The sequence below is a fragment of the Providencia sp. M-27 genome, assembly GCF_011077905.1.
Classification (GTDB): Bacteria; Pseudomonadota; Gammaproteobacteria; order Enterobacterales; family Enterobacteriaceae; genus Providencia; species Providencia huaxiensis.
This window is the reverse complement of record NZ_JAALBT010000001.1, coordinates 400,518-422,072: the sequence shown is the minus strand read 5'-3', so window position 1 is coordinate 422,072 and position 21,555 is coordinate 400,518. Positions and strand designations below refer to the sequence as shown.

Here is a 21,555-nt window from a genome sequence, read left to right as displayed (position 1 = left end):
ATCGGAGGCGTATATGTTAAGCATTTTTAAACCAGCACCTCATATAGAGAGGCTGCCAGCTGATAAGGTAGATCCTGTCTATCGTAAGCTTCGTTGGCAGATCTTCATGGGTATTTTCTTTGGTTACGCAGCGTATTATCTAGTCCGAAAGAACTTTGCGTTAGCGATGCCATATCTTGTTGAACAAGGTTTCTCTAAAGGTGACCTTGGTTTCGCATTATCAGGGATCTCAATTGCTTACGGATTTTCTAAATTTATCATGGGGTCGTTTTCCGACCGTGCAAACCCGCGCTATTTCTTACCCGCAGGTTTGATTCTTGCCTCCGTAGTGATGTTAGTCATGGGATTCGTACCATGGGCAACATCAAGCATCATGGTAATGTTCGTATTACTGTTCCTTTGTGGTTGGTTCCAAGGTATGGGTTGGCCTCCTTGTGGACGTACCATGGTTCACTGGTGGTCACAAAAAGAACGTGGTGGTATCGTTTCGGTTTGGAACTGTGCGCACAACGTCGGTGGTGGTATCCCGCCATTACTGTTCATGTTAGGTATGGCATGGTTTAACGACTGGAAAGCTGCTCTGTATATGCCTGCATTGGCCGCTATTCTTGTTGCAATCATTGCATTTGCGTTAATGCGCGATACCCCGCAATCTTGTGGTCTTCCTCCAATTGAAGAATACAAAAACGACTATCCAACAGACTATAAAGCATCCGATGAAGAAGAATTAACTGCAAAAGAAATCTTCATGAAGTATGTTTTCCCTAACAAACTGTTATGGATGATTGCGATTGCGAACGTGTTCGTTTACTTACTGCGTTATGGTGTTTTGGACTGGTCTCCAACTTACCTGCGTGAAGTTAAACACTTCGCAATGGACAAATCTTCATGGGCTTACTTCTTATATGAATACGCAGGTATCCCAGGTACGTTACTGTGTGGTTGGATGTCGGATAAAGTCTTCCGCGGTAACCGTGGAGCCACTGGTGTGTTCTTCATGGTTCTGGTAACCATCGCAACTATCGTGTTCTGGATGAACCCAGCCGGTAACCCAAATGTTGATATGGCATGTATGTTGATCATCGGTTTCTTAATCTATGGTCCTGTTATGTTGATTGGTTTACACGCTCTTGAACTTGCACCGAAAAAAGCAGCAGGTACCGCCGCAGGATTCACAGGCTTGTTCGGCTACCTCGGTGGTTCTGTCGCAGCAAGTGCTATCGTTGGTTATACCGTAGACTACTTCGGTTGGGACGGTGGCTTCGCAGTCATGATCGGTGGTTCAGCATTGGCTGTTGTTCTACTGTTTATCGTCATGTTGAGCGAAAGCAAACATAAACGTGAATTAGCAAACTCACAATAAACATTCATTAAATGTTCATTGTTAATCGCTAGACTCGTGGGCTATATCAAAAAATGATGTAGCCCATTTTTTTACCCAAATAAAGTGCCAAGGAGATATAATCATGAGCTTTCCATTAAAAACATTGGTGGCTAGTATGGTTTTAGTGATGTCAGTGTCTGCTGTAGCTCAAGCTTCAAGTAAAGTTGTCATTGCACATCGTGGTGCAAGTGGTTACTTACCGGAACATACCTTACCTGCAAAAGCAATGGCTTACGCACAAGGTGCTGATTTTCTTGAGCAAGATTTAGTTATGACGAAAGATAACGAGCTCGTGGTCTTACATGACCATTATCTCGATCGCGTGACTGATGTTGCTGAACGTTTCCCTGACCGCGCGCATAAAGATGGCCGTTATTATGCGATTGACTTTACCCTTGATGAAATCAAATCACTCAATTTTACAGAAGGATTTGATATTGTTGATGGTAAAAAAGTCCAAAGCTATCCGAACCGCTTCCCGATGGGCAAATCAGATTTCCGCGTTCATACTTTCCAAGAAGAGATTGAATTTGTTCAAGGATTAAACAAATCAACAGGTAAAAATATTGGTATCTACCCAGAAATTAAAGCCCCTTGGTTCCACCAGCAAGAAGGCAAAGATATCACCAAGAAAACACTCGAAGTTCTTAAAGAATATGGTTACACCACCAAGGATTCCAACGTTTATCTACAATCATTTGACCCAAATGATCTAAAACGTATTAAAAATACCTTGATGCCTGAAATGGGAATGGATCTTAAATTAATTCAGTTGATTGCTTACACCGATTGGAACGAAACTCAAGAGCAAAAACCTGACGGAACTTGGGTTAACTACAATTACGATTGGATGATGAAACCGGGTGCCATGAAAGAAATTGCAACCTATGCAGATGGTATTGGCCCTGATTATCATATGCTAATTAGTGAAGAATCTACGCCAACTAACATCAAAGTGAATGGCATGGTCAAAGAAGCCCATGAAAATAAAATGGCGGTTCACCCGTTCACTATTCGTGTTGATAAGCTGCCAAAATACGCCAAAGATGGGCAACAGCTTTATGACATCATTTATAACCAAGCTGATGTCGATGGCGCCTTTACAGACTTCCCTGACTTAGGTGTTAAGTTCTTAGAACAACAGAAACAAAAATAGTTTTCTGCACCAAAAACAATAATGCAGCCAAATGGCTGCATTATTTTCAAGTTAGGCGTATTAGTTAAGCGATAGTGACAGGGAATGCGATCACATCACTGATTTTATCTGCATTTAAAGCAATCATAATCAATCTATCAACCCCAACAGCGACACCAGAACAATCAGGTAAACCATGCTCTAAAGCCGCAAGTAAGTGCTCATCAATAGGTGCAGTAGGTAACCCCATTGTCACGCGTTTACGGTTGTCTTGTTCAAATCGCTGGCGCTGTTCGCTTGCATCGGTGAGTTCATGGAAACCATTCGCCAGTTCCATTCCTTTATAATACACCTCAAAACGCTCAGCAACACGATGATCTTCCGAGCTAATTACAGCAAGAGAAGCTTGGGTCGCAGGGAAATGATACACCACCACAGGCTTTTCTTTACCGATATGAGGCTCAACACCCATGGTAAATAACAGCTGTAGCAAGGTATCTTTATCTTCTTCGTGATCCGCGATATTGCTTAAATCTAAACGAGCAGCAACCTCACGTAATTCACTTTTCTCAGCAGACAATGGGTCAATATCCAAATAGCGTAAAAACGCTTGCTGATAAGAAAGTAGCTCCGCACTCTCGCACTCTAAGACTTGTTGCAGTAAGTCATCCACTTCATTAATCAAGCGATACATATCAAAATGCGGACGGTACCACTCTAACATGGTAAATTCAGGATTATGATGCCGCCCTGCTTCTTCATTTCTAAAGCTACGACCTAGCTGATAGATAGGCCCACTACCTGCTGCTAATAAACGTTTCATGTGGTATTCAGGGCTAGTCATTAAATATAAATTAATGCCTTGTGCCGCACCTGGGCCCACAAAACGCGTTGCAAATGGAACAAGATGAACGTCAGTGACTGTAGCCTGACTCATTGCGGGGGTTTCGACTTCAAGTACACAGCGATCAGTAAAAAAACGTCTGATTTCCGCAATTATTTTTGCGCGCTGTAACAGGTTAGCGATGGGGGCGGTTGGCTGCCAATTCGCTATATCACTCATTAAGATGACTCCAAAATAAACTTAGTCGTGCAGTGTACCCACCTCACTTGCAACACACAATGCATTTACACTGATAAAGCGCATTTATCTGAGCGTCAGCGCTTGTAACTGTCGACATAATGAGTAAGTAGGGATAGCCTGATTATCCCTTGCTTTATACGATTAGGCAAAGCCTTTGCTTTTAGCTTTACATAAGCTGATGGGAAGACGTAAATAAAACAGCCTAAAACATGATTATTTCTTATATTATGTGACATAGCTGTTACTAAAAAAGCGAAACGATTCGCTTTCTCAATCTATTTTAAAATTTTCTCTTCGAAATTGAACTTCCTCTAAAAATAAACAGTGAGACTCCTCGCAAATTAGCATTCAATATGAATGAAACCCTTCAGCTATAATAATAGTATTATTCACTTATTATTGGTAAAACCTGACTAATTCCCTTGGTTTTATACGCTAAGATTTTATGTAAATTTAATGATAATTATTTGAAATTCCTTTTTATTCGATGTTAACAGCCTAGAAAATCGAGTAATGTAAAAACAATTTACAAAAAGAAGATCCACCTCACACTTTATAGCTAAATTTGGCCAAAACCCCCCTCTATATCAAATTTATCTTGAGTACTATTCGCTATAATTCACAGCATGATAAGTCATTATTAGCTATTATATTATTTACTATTAAAAAACAGATATTTCGGAGTTTAGCTTTAAGTTGAACTGAAAATGACATAGCTAATTATCAAAAGTATTTAAAAGAATTTATCAATTTTACACTTGAACAATGGAGAAGCGCAGTGCAAACCTTCAATGCCGATTTAGCGATTATCGGGGCCGGGGGCGCAGGCTTACGTGCAGCAATTGCTGCCGCTGAAGCAAATCCCAATATCAAGATTGCTCTGGTCTCAAAAGTATACCCAATGCGTAGTCACACCGTGGCCGCAGAGGGGGGATCAGCAGCAGTTACTCAGGCTCATGACTCCTATGACTATCATTTTAATGATACTGTAGCTGGTGGGGACTGGCTGTGTGAGCAAGATGTCGTCGATTATTTCGTCGAACACTGCCCAACAGAAATGACCCAACTAGAACTATGGGGCTGCCCGTGGAGCCGTAAACCAGATGGTTCAGTTAACGTTCGCCGCTTTGGTGGGATGAAAATTGAGCGTACGTGGTTTGCTGCTGATAAAACTGGCTTCCACATGCTCCATACCCTGTTCCAAACTTCATTAAAATATCCACAAATTCAACGTTTTGACGAACACTTTGTCCTCGATATCATTGTTGATGAAGGCCAAGTCCGTGGTCTTGTCGCGTTAAATATGATGGAAGGAACAAAAGTCCAGATCCGTGCGAATTCTATCGTCATGGCGACGGGCGGTGCTGGACGTGTTTATCGCTATAATACCAATGGCGGTATTGTAACCGGTGATGGGATGGGAATGGCATTCCGTCATGGTGTTCCTTTACGTGACATGGAATTCGTTCAGTATCACCCAACAGGTCTTCCTGGCTCTGGTATCTTAATGACCGAAGGTTGCCGTGGTGAGGGCGGGATCCTTGTCAATAAAGACGGCTATCGCTATCTGCAAGACTACGGAATGGGACCTGAAACGCCACTGGGTAAACCTGAAAATAAATATATGGAACTGGGTCCACGTGACAAAGTTTCCCAAGCGTTCTGGCACGAATGGCGTGCAGGCCGCACTATCAGTACCCACCGCGGTGATGTTGTTTACTTAGATCTTCGCCACCTTGGCGCAGAAAAACTGCATGAACGTTTACCATTTATTTGTGAGTTGGCGAAAGCCTACGTGGGGGTTGACCCAGTAACAGACCCAATTCCTGTTCGCCCAACCGCCCACTACACCATGGGTGGTATCGAAACGGATCAACGCACAGAAACACGTATCAAAGGCCTATTTGCTGTCGGTGAATGTTCTTCTGTTGGCTTGCACGGTGCAAACCGTTTAGGTTCTAACTCATTAGCTGAATTAGTGGTATTTGGTCGCCTAGCAGGTGAAGAAGCCGCTCGCCATGCTGCTGAAGCAACACCAGCTAATGCAAATGCTATCGAAGCCCGTACCCGTGATATCGAAGCTGACCTTAGTAAACTCATGAACCAAAAAGGGAAAGAGAGCTGGTCGAAAATCCGTGATGAGATGGGTATTTCAATGGAAGAAGGCTGCGGTATCTACCGTACTCCTGAATTAATGCAAAAAACCGTTGATAAAATTGCTGAACTGAAAGAACGCTTCAAACACGTCGAAATTACCGACCATAGCAGCGTATTTAATACTGACCTACTGTACACCATTGAATTAGGCTTTGGCCTTGATGTGGCTGAATGTATGGCTCACTCTGCAATCAACCGTAAAGAATCACGTGGTGCACACCAACGTCTCGATGAAGGCTGTACTGAGCGTGATGATGTGAATTTCCTTAAACATACTTTGGCATTCTATAACCCAGAGGGCTCCCCTCGTTTAGAATACAGTGACGTGAAAATCACGAAATCTCAGCCAGCTAAACGTGTTTACGGTGCCGAAGCTGAAGCTCAAGATAAGGCGAAGAAGGAGCAAGCTAATGGATGATATGAAACACCTAAAAATGGAGATCATGCGTTACAATCCAGAAACGGATAGTGAGCCCCATTTGGTGACGTATGATGTCCCTTACGACGAGCAAACTTCTTTGTTAGATGCGTTAGGCTATATCAAAGATAACCTCGCTCCAGACCTGTCTTACCGCTGGTCTTGTCGTATGGCGATTTGTGGTTCTTGTGGCATGATGGTCGATAAAGTACCTAAACTGGCTTGTAAAACATTCCTGCGTGAATACCCGCAAGGCATGAAAGTTGAGCCATTAGGTAACTTCCCAATCGAGCGCGACCTTGTTGTTGATATGACTCACTTTATCGAGCGTTTAGAAGCGATCAAACCGTATATTATCGGTAATGACCGTAAACCTTCTGAAGGCCCGAATAAGCAAACGCCTGCCCAGATGGCGAAATACCATCAGTTCTCAGGCTGTATCAACTGTGGTCTGTGCTATGCAGCTTGCCCACAATTTGGACTGAATCCAGAATTCATCGGTCCAGCCGCTATCACATTGGCAGAGCGCTACAATTTAGATAACCGAGACCATGGTGCGAAAGAACGCATGACCTTGTTAAATGGTGACAATGGTGTCTGGAGCTGTACGTTTGTAGGCTACTGCTCTGAAGTCTGTCCTAAGCATGTCGACCCTGCGGGCGCGATCCAACAAGGTAAAGTTGCCAGTGCGCAAGACTTTGTTATCGCCATGCTGAAGCCACGATAAGGAGAATTGAAGTCATGACAACGAAACGTAAACCCTATGTTAGGGAAATGAAGGGCGACTGGTGGCAAAAGTTGGGTTTTTACCGCTTTTACATCATGCGTGAAAGTACTTCAGTCCTTCAAGTTTGGTTCAGTATTTTAGTCCTGTATGGGGTATTTGCGCTGAAAAGTGGCCCTGAATCATGGGCAGGTTTTGTTGGGTTCTTAAGTAACCCAATCATTCTTATCATTAACATTATTACTTTGGCGGCAACACTATTGCACACCACTACGTGGTTCAATCTTGCACCAAAAGCCGTCAGTATTATTGTAAAAGATAAGAAAATGTCTGATGAGCCTATTGTTAAAGTCTTCTGGGCTCTCACGATTGTTGTTACTGCGGCAATCTTAGCAATCGCATTGTTATTTTAATCTAAGGAGAATCTGATGAATCTAACGCCTAAACGTTCCGATGAGCCGATTTTCTGGGGGTTATTTGGTGCTGGTGGTATGTGGAGTGCCGTGATTGGCCCTGCTATTATCATTCTGTTAGGGATTTTAATTCCTCTCGGCGTTGCACCAGAAATGCTGAGCTATGAGCGTATTATGGCATTTAGCCAAAGCTTTATCGGCCGCGTATTCTTATTACTGATGATTATTTTGCCAGTATGGTGTGGTATGCACCGTATCCACCATACTTTGCACGACTTTAAAATCCATGTCCCAGCGACAAAATGGGTTTTCTATGGCGGCTCAGCAATCATCAGCGTTATTGCAATTATCGGTGTATTCACACTGTAAATAATTCAATCACACATTATTTTAATACAAGGTATGGCAGCAATGGCCATACCTTTTCTTTTTTAGAGCTTAAAAACTATTGCTTAAAGCCTCGAATAAGTGATTCTAAACCAAATAAAAAAGCGGCCGTTCCATCATCATTATCCATGATGTGTATCGCCTGCTTTAATAACAACGGCATTGAGCTATCTTGTCCTACATCCCGCTCACTAATTGCGGCAATATGTTCTTGCTGTTCTAGCACCGAACCTAACGTAAAATGCCCCACCGCGCTAATTGCATATAAACCGTTTTGTAATGAAAAACCGTTATCAACCATAAACTGTAATTGTTTTTCCACAGTTGCATATTGCTCTGAACTTGGGCGAGTCCCCAAATGTACCTTTGCCCCATCACGATAGCTAAGTAAGGCACGGCGAAAACTTAATGCATTATGACGCAAAAATTCCTGCCACGTTTCCCCCTCGGCAGGTAATGGGTGGTCATGGTGCCGTTTTAGCATTTCAACCGATAATGCATCTAACAGTGTGCGCTTATTCTTCACATGCCAATACAGTGTAGGCTGCTCAACGCCCAGTTTTTGGGCCAATTTTCGAGTTGTCAGCCCTTCCATTCCCACTTCATTCAGCAAATCTAATGCGGCACTAATAATGGTTTCTCTATCCAGCCTTGCCATATTGCTCCCCTATTTTTATTGACACTCTATCACTGATAGGGATATATTCCAACTCTATCACTGATAGAGAAATCAATTATGAATAAGTTTGCGATCACCGCTTTAACGATCACCGCCCTAGATGCCATGGGGATCGGCTTAATCATGCCTGTTTTGCCAGCCTTACTTCGTGAGTATGTAACAATAGAACATTTGGCAAACCACTACGGCATCTTATTGGCCCTGTATGCCGTCATGCAGGTGTTTTTTGCTCCAATACTGGGAAAATGGTCCGATAAATTCGGTCGCAGAGCTATCTTACTGCTTTCCCTTGCGGGAGCCGCTCTCGACTATACTTTACTGGCTTTATCCAGCTCACTTTGGATACTGTATTTAGGCCGCTTAATTTCAGGGATCACTGGGGCAACAGGCGCTGTTGCCGCTTCTATTATTGCTGACAACACTGCCCCGCAAGAGCGTACAAAATGGTTTGGGCGACTAGGTGCAGCATTTGGTGTTGGCCTAATCGCTGGCCCTGCGATTGGCGGCTTTGCAGGGCAATTCTCTCCACACTTACCTTTTGTTATTGCAGCCGCCTTGAACGCGTGCTCTTTTGTCGTGATCTTGCTTATTTTTAAAGATCAAAACAGACGTGCTATACAGAATGATCAAAATGAAACTGTAGAGCAGCCGGTTTCCTTCATACGGCTGATAAAACCTGTCATTATGCTCCTTTTTGTCTTTTTTATGGCGCAGCTAATTGGCCAGATCCCTGCAACAACTTGGGTGTTATTTACCGAAAGTCGCTTTCAATGGGACAGTATGCAAGTTGGGTTATCTCTGGCGGGTTTAGGCGTCATGCATGCCCTATTTCAAGCCTTTATTGCCGGGGCGATAGCCAAAAAATTCAATGAAAAAGTGACAATTATTGTCGGTTTTATCGCAGATGGCACCGCATTCATTATTTTGTCATTACTCACAGAGGGTTGGATGATTTTCCCTACATTAATTTTGCTCGCCGGTGGCAGTATTGCGTTACCCGCGCTACAAGGGTTAATGTCCGCTCAAGTTAATCAAGCTAACCAAGGCAAACTACAAGGAATATTGGTGAGTCTAACCAATACTACGGGGGTAATTGGTCCATTATTATTTAGCTTTATTTTTGGCCTTACACTGGCAAACTGGGATGGCTGGGTGTGGCTAATTGGAGCAACAATGTATGTTTTCTTGATCGCATTTAGTTTATCTTTTCATAAAAGCGACAACTCGATAGTTGAAACAGCAAAACTATCGGGGAGTTAAGTTTTAGCATATCAATATTAAGTGCTATGATACCCTTATCAGATTTGCTTTTGGAACATGACGTTAAGAGATATTTCAATGACAATACAACCTAAAAAGCCAAGAACGAAACCTGCGGAAGAAAGGCTAGATGACCTGATGAATGCAGCAGAAAAACTCTTTCTTTCCAAAGGATTTGTTAATACAACTGTCAGCGAAATTGTCTTATCTGCCGATGTTGCAAAAGGGACTTTTTATCACTATTTCCAGTCAAAAAATGACATTATGGAAGCCTTACGCTCTCGCTATATGGACTGGTATTTAGGCCACATTCAATCCGCTGTAGACTCACAAAAAAGTGCATCTGCCAAACTCAAATCATGGTGTGAAAATAGCGTCAAATACTATGTTGAAAAACAAAACATTCACGACATGCTATTTCACGACGAATACCACGGGCGCAGTAATGACCATGAAACCCGTGCAGTTGAACAAATTAAAGCTATTCTAGCTTTCGGTGAACAAAACAAAGCGTGGTCAGAATTGCCCCAAGAATTGATGGCGACAATGATTTACCACTCCATGCATGCTGCTGTTGATAATTTAGCCAATAGTACCGAGTATAATCAACAGACTCTGGGTGAAATCCTATACCAACGTTTTAGCCAGTTGATCAAGTAACACTTTTCATTGTTAGTACTTCTTATTGCTACTTTTTATCCGCAAAACATTTGTATAGCTAATAGAGCAGACATCTTATATTTTATTACTGCCATTCTACCTACTGTAGACCTATCATTTATGAAGATTTAATCCCCCTAAGGGGGGGATTAAATCATGACTGACACTAAACAGGATTTGGTTTTGGCAACCAAGTCGAAATAAAGTAAGAAAGCCCACAACCCGCAATAAATAACCCAACATAGCCTAAGTTAAAATGACTTAAATAACTAACAATCAGAGGGGTGATCCCACCGATAGATGCAGCTGCACTGTTATAACCCACTCCTAATATTGTTGCCTGCCCATTAGATTTATCCATCAGCACTGCTGATAAATTACATAATATCATTGCTGAATATGTGGACATAACAACTTGAGCTAAAAAAACCAGAAGTAAATTATCTATTTGTAGTAAAAAATAAAGGGGTACTGAAAACAGTACCATCCCAATAACTCCCATATTAAAAACAGATTTAGCCGAACTATACTTATCTGTTAACCAACCACATATCATCATAAAAACTAACAATAAACCGGATGAGAATATTTCATAAAAATTTTTTATCTCGTCTATCTTTAATTGTTGAATAATTAGTGAAGTTGACAAATTTTGAGAGTAAAAAGTGACAGTCCCAGGGATGGTAAATAAAAACACCCAAAAAACATGGTACCAGCTGAACATTATTTTTTTGTTCAAATCATTTTTATAATCTGGTAATTTAGCTCTAAACCAAAAGCTAATTAAAATATTAATTAAACCAATTAATAATGGGATCCTCCACCCAATTGACTGCATAGTATCTTCAGATAACGTATTCTTTAGAATGAAAACGATAACTAATGATGCAATGACCCCACATAAAGAGCTACCAACAATAATTGACGAAACTCTAGATTGAATATTTCCATCTAAATCCTTAAATAAATACGTAATTAGAGAAGGAAACTCACCTGCGAAACTAAAAGAAAGAGCCAATTGTAAAATTAATATTGCTAGTGGCGTATAGTCTCCTAATAATTCAATGGGTAACAGTGCCATCATTAATGTTGCCGTGCCGGTTATCATACTTGTTAATATCAAAGCAGATTTTTTTCCTACCGTATCAGCGTACCGGCCGATAACATACCCTCCTAATGGGCGAATTAAAAAACGTAATGCAAAAATCCCCCATACCATTTCCGTTGCTTGGGAATAACCTAATTTAGTTAATTCCATACTTAAATAAGTGGATATAGCTGCAAAAACAGCAATATCATAGTATTCCAAAGCATTACCAGCGACTGCACCAAATCTAAATTTCCATTTCATTTTGATATTTACATCCATTTAAAAATGATAAAGTATTTTAATTATTTAAATATATATTTAAATTTAAGGATAGCTTACTAAGGTTTCTAAACAGGCTAGTGTAATTCCATTTTCCTTTAATGCCATAAATAGACCACTAGAAGAAGCATGTGGACAACCAAGTTTTTCTTTAATTCTTTGAATTCTCTTATGTTCACACACTTCAGAACAACCTTGTATATAGCTAATTTCTTTTACTTTACAATGTGATAATAATAACCTAATAGTAACAACCTCTTTTCGGGTGAAACGAATATTCCCAAACCGCATGTATTGATGCATATCTAAAATCTCGGTTTCTTTTTCATTATCATCCAGATTGTTTTCTACCAATAGCTCTATATTCTCTCTTAGTGGTAAATAATCATCATTTGATTTCCATATACCATGTGCGTAATCAGCAATTGTAGGACGACATTTATATATTGCGAGCATCTCCTTTACTGAAAGTTTTCTTTTTGAATTAATTGAGGTTATTTCATACACACTTCCATATTTGGTACAAAAATCCACCTTCAACTCATTCTTTTTCGTTCTCAATAAAGTTTCCATATAAGCTTTAGAGTAATTATTCCAATATTGTATCCCTGATGATAACCGCTCACTCATTAGTTTATCTAAATCAGCATCCCAATAAACCAATAGCCATTCATAGTTATTCGAAATAATGTTAACCTTTTTATTACTAACATCAACCCTAGAAAAAGAAAGATCAATATCATTCCAGTCAAAATAATTAGAGAATATATCTTTCAAATCAGCACAAGATTTTTCTAAAAAAACATTCTTAACATCCATAATAAATCCTTTTAAGTTTAAAAATGATTAACATCAAGAGACGTATCTTTATCATAGGATGAAAAACATTCAAAGTATTATTTAATGAGACTATTAAATGTAGGGCTGATAACTTTATATTAATATGAAATAAAAATTCAAATTAAATTATTAAACAAACAATAATTGGAGATAAAATGAAAAAAGATTGGCATTCAGCTGATATTATTGCAGCGATAAAGAAAAAAGGCTCTTCTCTTTCTCAAATATCACGGCAAGCAGGATTAAACTCATCAACATTAAATAATGCCCTTTCAAGACGTTGGCCTAAAGGAGAAAGAATTATTGCTGAATTTTTGGATATACCGGCATCTGAAATTTGGCCATCGCGTTATAACGAAAAATAATATAAAAATAGTTTTCTCTATGCCCAAAATATCAAAAAATGCGGGTAACTTTCTCTGCTACCCGCTTATTATTTATTTTTAATTAAAAAACACTTAATTTGAAAGCTAACTTGATACTTTTAAGCCAATTAGCCCTGTAATAATCAAGGCAAGGCTTAATAAGCGAAACATATTCGCTGATTCCCCAAGGAAAATAATCCCAACAATTGCCGTACCCACTGCACCAATACCTGTCCAAATTGCATAAGCGGTGCCGACAGGCAAATCACGCATGGCATAAGCCAATAGCCCCATACTCGCAATAATAGCGATAATAGTGATGATACTTGGCGTTAAGCGGGTAAAACCATGGCTGTATTTTAACCCTACAGCCCATACCACTTCTAATAAACCTGCAAATAAAAGGACTACCCAAGCCATGGCTGGTTGCTCCCGTTAATTCATCGGGGTCGTCCCCATATTTAAATGACGTTATTTCAGGTCGTCCTGAATACGTGTGATGTGAGAACACATTATAAACATTTACAAACCCAGACTCAAACAACGAAAAATAACAAATAAGTGCAAATTAACAATAATATTTAACCTTTTTATACCGTTTTTTATAATTAAGCATCATAACCATCGCACTCAAAATTATACGCAGGTAAAGTAGGTCTCTTATCTGACAAGTACATCGAGAAAATAGCATGAGTCTCAGAGACATCTTACTCGCCCTTTGTGTGGTAATCATTTGGGGAGTTAACTTCGTTATCATTAAACTCGGTGTGACCGCACTTCCACCGTTATTATTAGGTGCCTTACGCTTCATGTTTGTGGCCTTTCCCGCTATTTTTATTTTTAAGCGCCCTAAAATTCCATTCAAATTATTGCTTCTCTATGGGCTAACGATTAGCTTTGGTCAATTCGCCTTCTTATTTTGTGCTATTCGAGTTGGAATGCCTGCGGGTATAACCTCTGTCATATTGCAATCCCAAGCTTTCTTTACCCTATTACTTGGCGCAATGATTTTAAAAGAATCATTACAGCCGACACACTTTATTGGTATGTTTATCGCGATTGCAGGGCTAACTGTGCTAGCCAATGGTGCCACCGCCGGTGGACTAGATGATATTCCATTACTCGGGTTGGTTTTTACACTAATTGCTGGGTTATCATGGGCTTGTGGAAATATTACCAATAGAATTATTATGAAACAGGAAGGCGCTGAAAAATGCAGTGCCCTATCTTTGGTCAGTTGGAGCGCACTGATCCCAATTATCCCGTTTTTAATTAGTTCATGGATATTAGAAGGTGAAGAAGCGATTACAGAAGGGCTATCCAGTTTTAACTGGTCAGTCTTTGGTGTCATTATCTATTTAGCTTATTTATCAACATTTGTCGGCTATGGGATCTGGGGAGTGTTACTTGGTCGCTATGAAGCGTGGCGAGTTGCTCCTTTTTCATTGTTGGTTCCTGTCTTTGGCTTAAGCAGTAGTGCTTTATTCCTTGGAGAGCACATAAATGGCGTACAAGTTGCTGGCCTCGTTTTAATCATGCTTGGCCTAATTACGACGCTTTTTGGCAAAAAAATGATTCAAAAATTAAGGCGAGCCTAGTTAGCCAATGAATAATCGGAAGTTTTTTACCTTCCGATTATTCCCCGAACCTTTTACCCTCGCCCTTATCAGCAAAAACACCCCAACAGTTATTAATTCCAAAATAAATAACAATTTAAGATAAAAAACCAATTAAGCCGATAACTGCTAGTTCAAAACCAGATAAAATCCAATAAATCATCCTAAATTAGTGATATTGGCAACAATTATTAAATTTATCTCAAATTTCAATTAGGTGTCTCGTTTTAGCTACTTTTTCTTTAACTTAAGTATGGCTATATCTTTCTCAGTTTTACTTAAACAAATAACAAAAAGTAATCAACTGAACAGATGGGGATGGCTATGGGTAAACAATTAATATGGATTGTGCTCGCATTACTTGGTGCTTTTTCACTGGGTTACATCGCCTTAAATCGAGGTGAACAGATTAATGCCCTGTGGATCGTTGTTTCCGCCGTGTGTATTTATCTGATTGCATACCGATATTACGGGCTTTTTATTGCTAAAAAAGTACTCCAAGTTGATGCAACTCGTATGACACCAGCAATTCGTCATAACGATGGCTTAGATTACGTACCAACAGACAAAAAAGTATTATTTGGCCACCACTTTGCCGCCATTGCAGGAGCAGGCCCTCTTGTCGGCCCTGTGCTTGCGGCGCAAATGGGCTATTTACCTGGTATGCTTTGGCTACTTGCCGGGGTTGTCCTAGCTGGTGCCGTACAAGACTTTATGGTGCTGTTTGTTTCAACACGTCGAGACGGCCGCTCACTGGGTGAATTAGTTAAAGAAGAAATGGGCAATACCGCAGGGGTGTTGGCTTTAATCGCTTGTTTTATGATTATGGTGATCATCTTAGCGGTACTAGCCATGATTGTCGTAAAAGCCCTCACTCACAGCCCATGGGGAACTTACACCGTTGCCTTTACTATCCCATTGGCTATTTTTATGGGTATTTATACCCGTTATATACGCCCAGGACGCATTGGTGAAGTTTCTATTATAGGGCTAGTTTTCCTCGTATTTGCCATTATCTCTGGGGGTTGGGTTGCTGAAAGCGAAACTTGGGCACCTTATTTTGACTATACCGGTGTTCAACTCACTTGGATGTTAGTGGGATACGGCTTTGTTGCTGCCGTTTTACCCGTTTGGTTGCTACTTGCACCACGTGACTACCTATCAACCTTCTTAAAAATTGGGACTATTATTGGTTTAGCAATTGGTATTTTAATCCTCAATCCAAATCTACAAATGCCATCACTGACGAAATATATTGATGGTACAGGGCCTGTCTGGGCAGGGGATCTGTTCCCATTCCTATTTATCACCATTGCTTGTGGTGCAGTATCCGGTTTCCACGCACTGATTTCATCAGGCACCACACCAAAAATGTTGGCGAATGAAAACCAAGCTTGTTTTATCGGTTATGGTGGCATGCTGATGGAGTCCTTTGTGGCGATTATGGCGTTAGTTGCCGCTTGTGTGATTGACCCGGGTGTTTATTTCGCCATGAATAGCCCTATGGCAATGTTAGCGCCTGCGGGTACGCAAGATGTCGTCGCTTCAGCTGCCCAAGTCGTCAGTAGTTGGGGCTTCCAGATCACCCCTGAACAGCTCAACAGTATTGCTAATGATGTGGGTGAAACCAGTATTATTTCACGTGCCGGCGGTGCTCCAACACTGGCTGTTGGGATGGCGTATATTCTCCACGGTGCCCTTGGCGGCCTAATGAATGTTGCCTTCTGGTACCACTTCGCCATTTTATTTGAAGCATTATTTATTTTAACCGCAGTGGATGCAGGAACTCGAGCAGCACGCTTTATGCTGCAAGATTTACTGGGTGTGGTTTCTCCCTCCTTAAAACGCACCGATTCGTTACCCGCAAACTTGATAGCAACTGCCCTGTGTGTGCTAGCTTGGGGTTATTTCCTCCACCAAGGTGTTGTCGACCCGCTTGGTGGTATTAACACCTTATGGCCACTGTTTGGTATCGCGAACCAAATGTTGGCGGGTATGGCATTAATGCTGTGTGCTGTGGTACTGTTCAAAATGAAGCGCCAAAGATACGCATGGGTCGCTTTAGTCCCAACTGCATGGTTGTTAATCTGTACCATGACTGCTGGCTGGGAGAAAACCTTCAGTGAAGATGCCCGTGTTGGTTTCTTAGCTGTCGCAAATAAATTCCAAGCAATGATTGATAGCGGTAATATTCCTGTTCAATATACGGAATCTCAATTAACTCAGTTAATTTTCAATAACCGCTTAGATGCAGGATTAACTATTTTCTTTATGATTGTTGTGGTATTACTGGCTCTATTCTCCATCCGCACTGCGTTGAAGGCATTAAAATCTGACCAACCAACTGCGAATGAAGTACCCTACGAGCCAATGCCAGCCAACTATGAAGAAATCGTGGCAAATACGCGCCATCATTGATTTTCGCGGAAAAAGCTTGTCACTGTTTAGGGCATATACTCTTTCTCCAAAATAATTCACGTTGGAGCAAGGCGGCAAAGAAGATAATCCCTAGGAGCATACTCCAGTATGTGACTAGGGTTAGCGAATGAAGCCAACGCAGCAACAGCGTGAAGTATGAAGGAGAAACTAGGAGCATACATAACAGTATGTGACTTGGGTGGCCGAGAGCAGTCAACAACGCTGTAGCGCGAAGTATGTAAGGAGAAAGAAATGTTTGGAGAACTGGGAAAAGCAGCCCGCTACCTAGGCCAAGCGGCAAAAATGATGGTCGGCGTCCCCGATTACGACAACTACGTCGCTCATATGCAAAAAACACACCCTGACCAAACTCCCATGACCTATGAAGAGTTTTTCAAAGAGCGCCAAGATGCACGCTACGGTGGTAAAGGTGGGTTTAAGTGCTGTTAAGCCTTAAAAAATAGACAAAAAAAAGCCGTGGCACTCGACCACGGCTTTTTATTTCTAACGATTCAGTATAGGATCAACCGTTATTTTACGCGTGAAACATACTCACCAGAACGAGTATCAACACGGATCACTTCACCGATCTGAACAAACAGAGGAACCTTAACCACTGCGCCAGTGCTCAGTGTTGCAGGTTTACCACCTGTACCTGCGGTATCACCTTTCAGGCCAGGGTCAGTATCAGTAATTTCTAACTCAACAAAGTTAGGTGGAGTGACTGCGATAGGACGGCCGTCCCACAGTGTTAAAATACATTCTGCTTGGTCAACTAACCATTTCGCGTTATCGCCAACGGTTTTTTCGTCCGCTGCTAACTGTTCGAAAGTTTCGTTGTTCATGAAATGCCAGAACTCACCGTCGTTGTACAGGTAAGTTAAGTTCATATCCATGACATCTGCACCGTCAACAGAGTCAGTAGACTTAAATGTTTTTTCCAACAGTTTGTTAGAAATCAGTTTACGAATACGCACACGTGCGAACGCTTGACCTTTACCCGGTTTGACGAATTCACTTTCTAAAACGACACAAGGCTCGCCATCTAACATGATTTTAAGACCTGAGCGGAATTCATTGGTACTATAAGTAGCCATGGTGATCCTCTAATTTATAAACTAAAAATGGCATAGCCAAAAAATGGTCGATATTGTAACTCAAAATACCTCATCCAGAGAAGTCTGGATACAACAACTTGCAGAAGCAATCACTAATCCAGATGAATTGCTGCAAATACTTAACCTAGAAAACCACCTTTCATCGAAAGAAGGCAGTGAGGCACGCAAATTATTTCCTTTACGCGTTCCAATGCCCTTTATTTCCCGCATGAAGAAAGGCGATCCACTAGACCCTCTGTTATTGCAGGTATTAACCGCAAAAGCAGAGTTTGATATACATCCAGGTTTTTCTACTGACCCACTAGAAGAGCAGGATAATGAAATTCCAAGTTTACTGCATAAATACCACAACCGCGCATTACTGCTGGTAAAAGGTGGCTGTGCAGTCAACTGTCGCTACTGTTTTCGCCGGCATTTTCCTTATGAAGACAACAAAGGAAATAAAAATAACTGGTTGATGGCTGTGGATTATATAAAAAACCACACCGAACTCAATGAAATCATCTTCTCAGGTGGTGATCCATTAATGGCAAAAGACCATGAACTCGATTGGCTTATCAGCCAATTAGAGGCAATCCCACATATAAAGCGCCTTAGAATTCATACTCGTTTGCCTGTAGTGATACCAGAACGTATCACTGAAGCTCTCTGTAAACGCCTTGCTAGCTCAAGGTTACAAGTCATTATGGTGACACACGTTAACCATGCTAACGAAATCGACGAACCATTCACCGCAGCAATGCAAAAACTAAAGTTATCAGGTGTGACATTATTAAACCAAAGCGTATTACTGCGCCAAGTTAATGACAACGTGACAGCTCTGATGAATTTAAGTAATGCTCTATTTGACGCGGGTATTTTACCTTATTACTTGCATGTATTAGATAAAGTCCAAGGTGCTGCTCACTTTTTAGTGAGTGATATTGAAGCTAGACAATTAATACAGCAATTATTAAGTAAGGTCTCAGGGTACCTTGTGCCTAAGCTCGCTCGGGAAATTGGGGGAGAGCCAAGTAAAACGCTGCTTGACCTGAACTTAAGGCAGAACTAGAAAGCAAAACGCCCAAATAACCATTTGGGCGCTATGAATTCATTTTAGGGGCACTTATAAACTTGGCCAACCATTTTGCTATCTAATGGGATGAAGCTAGATAACACGGTTTCACTTGGGCTTGATGCACCAAAAATCACGTTACCGCCCATTGCCGCGGCTTTATTACGTAAATCATTTGCTGCGCTGCGCATTGAGCTAGATTCATTATTTACTCCACTCAACCAGTTGCTTTGAGTCCCTGCAACCTGACCGAGAAGTTGGCAATCACTTCCAGGTTGATTCTCAACAAAACGAACTTGTGAGCCTGCCGCAGTCAAATTAGTTGTTGTTGAACAACCAGCTAAAAGCAATAATGCAGCAGCACCAAGCAAGACTTTAATTCGCATGTTTTCCCTCATTTTTCATTGTGTTTTTGCAGCTGGCTTGAAAATCGCTTTAGTTCCAATAGCCTATTGATTGAAATACCTAGGAGGTGATTAACATGCAGCACCATCATTGCCGCAAACCACCAGCCGAATAGAGTCTATCACAAATTAACCAAAAACCTGCTCTATTCTTTGCGAATTCAAACCATTTACCTTACGTTAAATATAACCCGCGAAGCAACGTTGACGCAAAAATAAATCGTATAACGCATTAATTGTACATCGTTTCGAGGAAATACATTCATCAATAATTAATAGTTATATATTTATTAAAAACCAATAAAAAACCGGCACCGCTAGGAACACTAACGATACCGGTCTTATGGTGGGTAGTCCTAACTGGGTTAGTAACTACTTGAGCTTGATGTCGCCAAAGGCTTACATCATACCGCCCATTCCACCCATGCCGCCCATACCAGCGCCACCTAAGTCAGGTGCATCTGATTTTGGCATTTCAGTGATCATCGCTTCAGTGGTGATCATCAGACCCGCGATAGACGCTGCAAATTGCAGAGCAGAACGCGTTACTTTAGTTGGGTCTAAGATACCCATGTCGATCATGTCGCCATAAGCATCAGTTGCTGCGTTGTAACCTTCGTTACCTTTAGCTGCTTTCACGTTGTTAACAACAACTGAAGCTTCTTCACCTGCGTTGGTAACGATTTGGCGCATAGGCGCTTCCATCGCACGTAGAGCAACACGAATACCAACTGTTTGCTCTTCGTTATCACCTTTCATGCCTTCCAGTTTCGCTGCAACGCGAACCAGTGCAGTACCACCTCCAGCAACAACGCCTTCTTCAACAGCTGCGCGAGTTGCATGCAGAGCATCGTCAACACGAGCACGTTTTTCTTTCATTTCAACTTCAGTTGCTGCGCCCACTTTAATTACCGCAACACCGCCAGCTAATTTAGCAACGCGCTCTTGCAGTTTTTCACGGTCGTAGTCTGAAGAAGATTCTTCGATTTGTTGACGAATTTGTGCAACACGGCCTGCGATCGCAGATTCTTCACCCACACCATCAATGATAGTGGTAGTGTCTTTGTTGATAACGATACGTTTTGCTTGACCTAAATCTTCTAATGTCGCTTTTTCTAACTCCATACCGATCTCTTCAGAGATAACAGTACCGTTAGTCAGAATTGCGATATCTTGCAGCATTGCTTTACGGCGGTCACCGAAGCCCGGTGCTTTAACCGCGGCAACTTTAACAATACCACGCATGGTGTTAACAACCAGAGTTGCCAGTGCTTCACCTTCAACATCTTCAGCGATGATTAACAGTGGTTTGCTTGCTTTAGCAACGCCTTCTAATACTGGCAGTAATTCACGGATGTTAGATACTTTTTTATCAACTAACAGGATGAATGGGTTTTCTAACTCAACAGCACCTGTTTCTGGTTTGTTGATGAAGTAAGGAGACAGGTAACCGCGGTCAAATTGCATACCTTCAACCACATCCAGCTCATCTTCCAGACCAGTACCTTCTTCAACCGTGATAACGCCTTCTTTACCGACTTTATCCATAGCTTCTGCAATTAATTTACCCACGGTTTCGTCGGAGTTTGCAGAAATAGTACCAACCTGTGCGATTGATTTAGTGTCTGAACAAGGAACAGACAGGGCTTTCAGCTCTTCAACTGCAGCAACGACGGCTTTGTCGATACCACGTTTCAGGTCCATTGGGTTCATACCCGCAGCAACCGCTTTTAAGCCTTCAGTAATGATAGCTTGAGCCAATACAGTTGCAGTTGTTGTACCGTCACCCGCAGCGTCGTTAGCTTTAGAAGCAACTTCTTTCACCATTTGAGCGCCCATGTTTTCGAATTTGTCTTCTAATTCGATTTCACGTGCAACTGAAACACCATCTTTGGTGATAACTGGTGAACCAAAAGATTTATCTAAAACTACGTTACGGCCTTTAGGACCTAAAGTCACTTTTACTGCGTCTGCCAGAACATTCACACCACGAAGCATTTTCGTACGTGCATCACTACCAAATTTAACGTCTTTAGCTGCCATTATCTCTTTCCTTCAAATTCTTTTCGT

21 protein-coding genes are annotated in these 21,555 nt (G+C 41.3%); 13 read left to right on the top strand and 8 right to left on the bottom strand.

What is annotated here, in order from left to right:
• Window positions 1-13: 13 nt before the first annotated feature.
• Together glpT and glpQ are read left to right on the top strand one after the other, a co-directional pair.
• On the top strand, window positions 14-1,363 hold the full coding sequence (glpT, locus tag G6Q48_RS01945) for a glycerol-3-phosphate transporter (protein ID WP_102137994.1): 1,350 nt from the start codon (window positions 14-16) through the stop codon (window positions 1,361-1,363).
• A 103-nt stretch (window positions 1,364-1,466) separates the two neighbouring features.
• Complete coding sequence (gene glpQ / locus G6Q48_RS01940) at window positions 1,467-2,540, top strand: glycerophosphodiester phosphodiesterase (protein WP_166264256.1); 1,074 nt, start codon at window positions 1,467-1,469, stop codon at window positions 2,538-2,540.
• A 64-nt stretch (window positions 2,541-2,604) separates the two neighbouring features.
• Here the strand turns inward: glpQ and epmA are convergent, their stop codons facing one another.
• A complete protein-coding gene (gene epmA, locus G6Q48_RS01935) occupies window positions 2,605-3,582 on the bottom strand; it encodes an elongation factor P--(R)-beta-lysine ligase (RefSeq protein ID WP_102137996.1) in 978 nt (325 codons plus the stop codon).
• Window positions 3,583-4,381: 799 nt separating this feature from the next.
• Here epmA and frdA point away from each other — a divergent pair.
• Genes frdA through frdD form a run of 4 tightly spaced genes read left to right on the top strand, consistent with a single transcriptional unit; the run spans window position 4,382 to window position 7,684 of the window.
• Window positions 4,382-6,178, top strand: a complete 1,797-nt coding sequence (gene frdA / locus G6Q48_RS01930) for a fumarate reductase (quinol) flavoprotein subunit (RefSeq protein ID WP_102137997.1) — start codon at window positions 4,382-4,384, stop codon at window positions 6,176-6,178.
• Window positions 6,171-6,905, top strand: a complete 735-nt coding sequence (locus G6Q48_RS01925; protein ID WP_004258616.1) for a succinate dehydrogenase/fumarate reductase iron-sulfur subunit — start codon at window positions 6,171-6,173, stop codon at window positions 6,903-6,905. The genes frdA and G6Q48_RS01925 overlap by 8 nt, the downstream gene beginning before the upstream one ends.
• 14 nt (window positions 6,906-6,919) lie before the next feature.
• A complete protein-coding gene (gene frdC / locus G6Q48_RS01920) occupies window positions 6,920-7,315 on the top strand; it encodes a fumarate reductase subunit FrdC (protein WP_166264254.1) in 396 nt (131 codons plus the stop codon).
• Between the two features lie 15 nt (window positions 7,316-7,330).
• On the top strand, window positions 7,331-7,684 hold the full coding sequence (gene frdD, locus G6Q48_RS01915; protein WP_004258620.1) for a fumarate reductase subunit FrdD: 354 nt from the start codon (window positions 7,331-7,333) through the stop codon (window positions 7,682-7,684).
• Between the two features lie 76 nt (window positions 7,685-7,760).
• Here frdD and tetR read toward each other — a convergent pair whose 3' ends face one another.
• Entirely contained in the window at window positions 7,761-8,360 is a 600-nt protein-coding gene (gene tetR / locus G6Q48_RS01910) for a tetracycline resistance transcriptional repressor TetR (protein WP_166264252.1), read from the bottom strand.
• Window positions 8,361-8,438: 78 nt separating this feature from the next.
• Here tetR and tet point away from each other — a divergent pair, with 78 nt between their 5' ends.
• Both tet and G6Q48_RS01900 read left to right on the top strand, forming a co-directional pair.
• Window positions 8,439-9,641 carry a Tet(A)/Tet(B)/Tet(C) family tetracycline efflux MFS transporter gene (gene tet / locus G6Q48_RS01905; RefSeq protein WP_166264250.1) on the top strand — a complete coding sequence of 401 codons (1,203 nt, stop codon included), beginning with the start codon at window positions 8,439-8,441 and terminating at the stop codon, window positions 9,639-9,641.
• A gap of 78 nt (window positions 9,642-9,719) precedes the next feature.
• On the top strand, window positions 9,720-10,301 hold the full coding sequence (locus G6Q48_RS01900; RefSeq protein ID WP_166264248.1) for a TetR/AcrR family transcriptional regulator: 582 nt from the start codon (window positions 9,720-9,722) through the stop codon (window positions 10,299-10,301).
• Window positions 10,302-10,467: 166 nt separating this feature from the next.
• Here the strand turns inward: G6Q48_RS01900 and G6Q48_RS01895 are convergent, their stop codons facing one another.
• Window positions 10,468-11,652: an MFS transporter gene (locus G6Q48_RS01895; RefSeq protein WP_166264246.1), complete on the bottom strand. Its 1,185-nt coding sequence runs from the start codon at window positions 11,650-11,652 to the stop codon at window positions 10,468-10,470.
• Window positions 11,653-11,715: 63 nt separating this feature from the next.
• Window positions 11,716-12,489: a hypothetical protein gene (locus G6Q48_RS01890; RefSeq protein ID WP_166264244.1), complete on the bottom strand. Its 774-nt coding sequence runs from the start codon at window positions 12,487-12,489 to the stop codon at window positions 11,716-11,718.
• A gap of 176 nt (window positions 12,490-12,665) precedes the next feature.
• Between G6Q48_RS01890 and G6Q48_RS01885 the strand changes: the two genes are divergently transcribed.
• Window positions 12,666-12,875, top strand: coding sequence for a helix-turn-helix domain-containing protein (locus G6Q48_RS01885; RefSeq protein ID WP_102138003.1), 210 nt, complete (start codon window positions 12,666-12,668; stop codon window positions 12,873-12,875).
• Window positions 12,876-12,980: 105 nt separating this feature from the next.
• On the opposite strand, the gene sugE is transcribed toward G6Q48_RS01885, so the two are convergent.
• A complete protein-coding gene (gene sugE / locus G6Q48_RS01880; protein ID WP_102138004.1) occupies window positions 12,981-13,295 on the bottom strand; it encodes a quaternary ammonium compound efflux SMR transporter SugE in 315 nt (104 codons plus the stop codon).
• 269 nt (window positions 13,296-13,564) lie between these two features.
• Here sugE and G6Q48_RS01875 point away from each other — a divergent pair, with 269 nt between their 5' ends.
• The 3 genes from G6Q48_RS01875 (at window position 13,565) to G6Q48_RS01865 (ending at window position 17,359) form a co-directional block, all read left to right on the top strand.
• Window positions 13,565-14,473, top strand: coding sequence for an EamA family transporter (locus G6Q48_RS01875; protein ID WP_166264242.1), 909 nt, complete (start codon window positions 13,565-13,567; stop codon window positions 14,471-14,473).
• Between the two features lie 342 nt (window positions 14,474-14,815).
• Window positions 14,816-16,909, top strand: coding sequence for a pyruvate/proton symporter CstA (gene cstA / locus G6Q48_RS01870; protein ID WP_166264240.1), 2,094 nt, complete (start codon window positions 14,816-14,818; stop codon window positions 16,907-16,909).
• Window positions 16,910-17,161: 252 nt separating this feature from the next.
• On the top strand, window positions 17,162-17,359 hold the full coding sequence (locus G6Q48_RS01865; protein WP_004258665.1) for a YbdD/YjiX family protein: 198 nt from the start codon (window positions 17,162-17,164) through the stop codon (window positions 17,357-17,359).
• An 80-nt stretch (window positions 17,360-17,439) separates the two neighbouring features.
• Here G6Q48_RS01865 and efp read toward each other — a convergent pair whose 3' ends face one another.
• Window positions 17,440-18,006, bottom strand: a complete 567-nt coding sequence (efp, locus tag G6Q48_RS01860; protein ID WP_102138007.1) for an elongation factor P — start codon at window positions 18,004-18,006, stop codon at window positions 17,440-17,442.
• A gap of 43 nt (window positions 18,007-18,049) precedes the next feature.
• Between efp and epmB the strand changes: the two genes are divergently transcribed.
• Window positions 18,050-19,078, top strand: coding sequence for an EF-P beta-lysylation protein EpmB (gene epmB, locus G6Q48_RS01855; RefSeq protein WP_166264238.1), 1,029 nt, complete (start codon window positions 18,050-18,052; stop codon window positions 19,076-19,078).
• 44 nt (window positions 19,079-19,122) lie between these two features.
• On the opposite strand, the gene G6Q48_RS01850 is transcribed toward epmB, so the two are convergent.
• Both G6Q48_RS01850 and groL read right to left on the bottom strand, forming a co-directional pair.
• The gene (locus G6Q48_RS01850) at window positions 19,123-19,467 is read right to left on the bottom strand and encodes a DUF4156 domain-containing protein (RefSeq protein ID WP_004908089.1); all 345 of its coding nucleotides are present in this window, start codon (window positions 19,465-19,467) and stop codon (window positions 19,123-19,125) included.
• A gap of 417 nt (window positions 19,468-19,884) precedes the next feature.
• Window positions 19,885-21,528 (bottom strand): chaperonin GroEL, encoded by a 1,644-nt coding sequence (gene groL, locus G6Q48_RS01845; RefSeq protein WP_102138010.1) that lies wholly within the window; start codon window positions 21,526-21,528, stop codon window positions 19,885-19,887.
• Between the last annotated feature and the right edge of the window lie 27 nt (window positions 21,529-21,555).

Excerpts from the sequence above, each read along its gene's own strand:
- frdD (WP_004258620.1), top strand. The coding sequence starts at position 7,331 with ATGAATCTAACGCCTAAACGTTCCGATGAGCCGATTTTCTGGGGGTTA.
- frdC (WP_166264254.1), top strand. The coding sequence starts at position 6,920 with ATGACAACGAAACGTAAACCCTATGTTAGGGAAATGAAGGGCGACTGG.
- G6Q48_RS01890 (WP_166264244.1), bottom strand. The coding sequence starts at position 12,489 with ATGGATGTTAAGAATGTTTTTTTAGAAAAATCTTGTGCTGATTTGAAA.
- efp (WP_102138007.1), bottom strand. The coding sequence starts at position 18,006 with ATGGCTACTTATAGTACCAATGAATTCCGCTCAGGTCTTAAAATCATG.
- epmB (WP_166264238.1), top strand. The coding sequence starts at position 18,050 with ATGGTCGATATTGTAACTCAAAATACCTCATCCAGAGAAGTCTGGATA.
- tetR (WP_166264252.1), bottom strand. The coding sequence starts at position 8,360 with ATGGCAAGGCTGGATAGAGAAACCATTATTAGTGCCGCATTAGATTTG.
- tet (WP_166264250.1), top strand. The coding sequence starts at position 8,439 with ATGAATAAGTTTGCGATCACCGCTTTAACGATCACCGCCCTAGATGCC.
- G6Q48_RS01925 (WP_004258616.1), top strand. The coding sequence starts at position 6,171 with ATGGATGATATGAAACACCTAAAAATGGAGATCATGCGTTACAATCCA.
- cstA (WP_166264240.1), top strand. The coding sequence starts at position 14,816 with ATGGGTAAACAATTAATATGGATTGTGCTCGCATTACTTGGTGCTTTT.
- G6Q48_RS01900 (WP_166264248.1), top strand. The coding sequence starts at position 9,720 with ATGACAATACAACCTAAAAAGCCAAGAACGAAACCTGCGGAAGAAAGG.
- G6Q48_RS01895 (WP_166264246.1), bottom strand. The coding sequence starts at position 11,652 with ATGAAATGGAAATTTAGATTTGGTGCAGTCGCTGGTAATGCTTTGGAA.
- G6Q48_RS01875 (WP_166264242.1), top strand. The coding sequence starts at position 13,565 with ATGAGTCTCAGAGACATCTTACTCGCCCTTTGTGTGGTAATCATTTGG.
- G6Q48_RS01885 (WP_102138003.1), top strand. The coding sequence starts at position 12,666 with ATGAAAAAAGATTGGCATTCAGCTGATATTATTGCAGCGATAAAGAAA.
- epmA (WP_102137996.1), bottom strand. The coding sequence starts at position 3,582 with ATGAGTGATATAGCGAATTGGCAGCCAACCGCCCCCATCGCTAACCTG.
- glpT (WP_102137994.1), top strand. The coding sequence starts at position 14 with ATGTTAAGCATTTTTAAACCAGCACCTCATATAGAGAGGCTGCCAGCT.
- G6Q48_RS01865 (WP_004258665.1), top strand. The coding sequence starts at position 17,162 with ATGTTTGGAGAACTGGGAAAAGCAGCCCGCTACCTAGGCCAAGCGGCA.
- sugE (WP_102138004.1), bottom strand. The coding sequence starts at position 13,295 with ATGGCTTGGGTAGTCCTTTTATTTGCAGGTTTATTAGAAGTGGTATGG.
- glpQ (WP_166264256.1), top strand. The coding sequence starts at position 1,467 with ATGAGCTTTCCATTAAAAACATTGGTGGCTAGTATGGTTTTAGTGATG.
- groL (WP_102138010.1), bottom strand. The coding sequence starts at position 21,528 with ATGGCAGCTAAAGACGTTAAATTTGGTAGTGATGCACGTACGAAAATG.
- G6Q48_RS01850 (WP_004908089.1), bottom strand. The coding sequence starts at position 19,467 with ATGCGAATTAAAGTCTTGCTTGGTGCTGCTGCATTATTGCTTTTAGCT.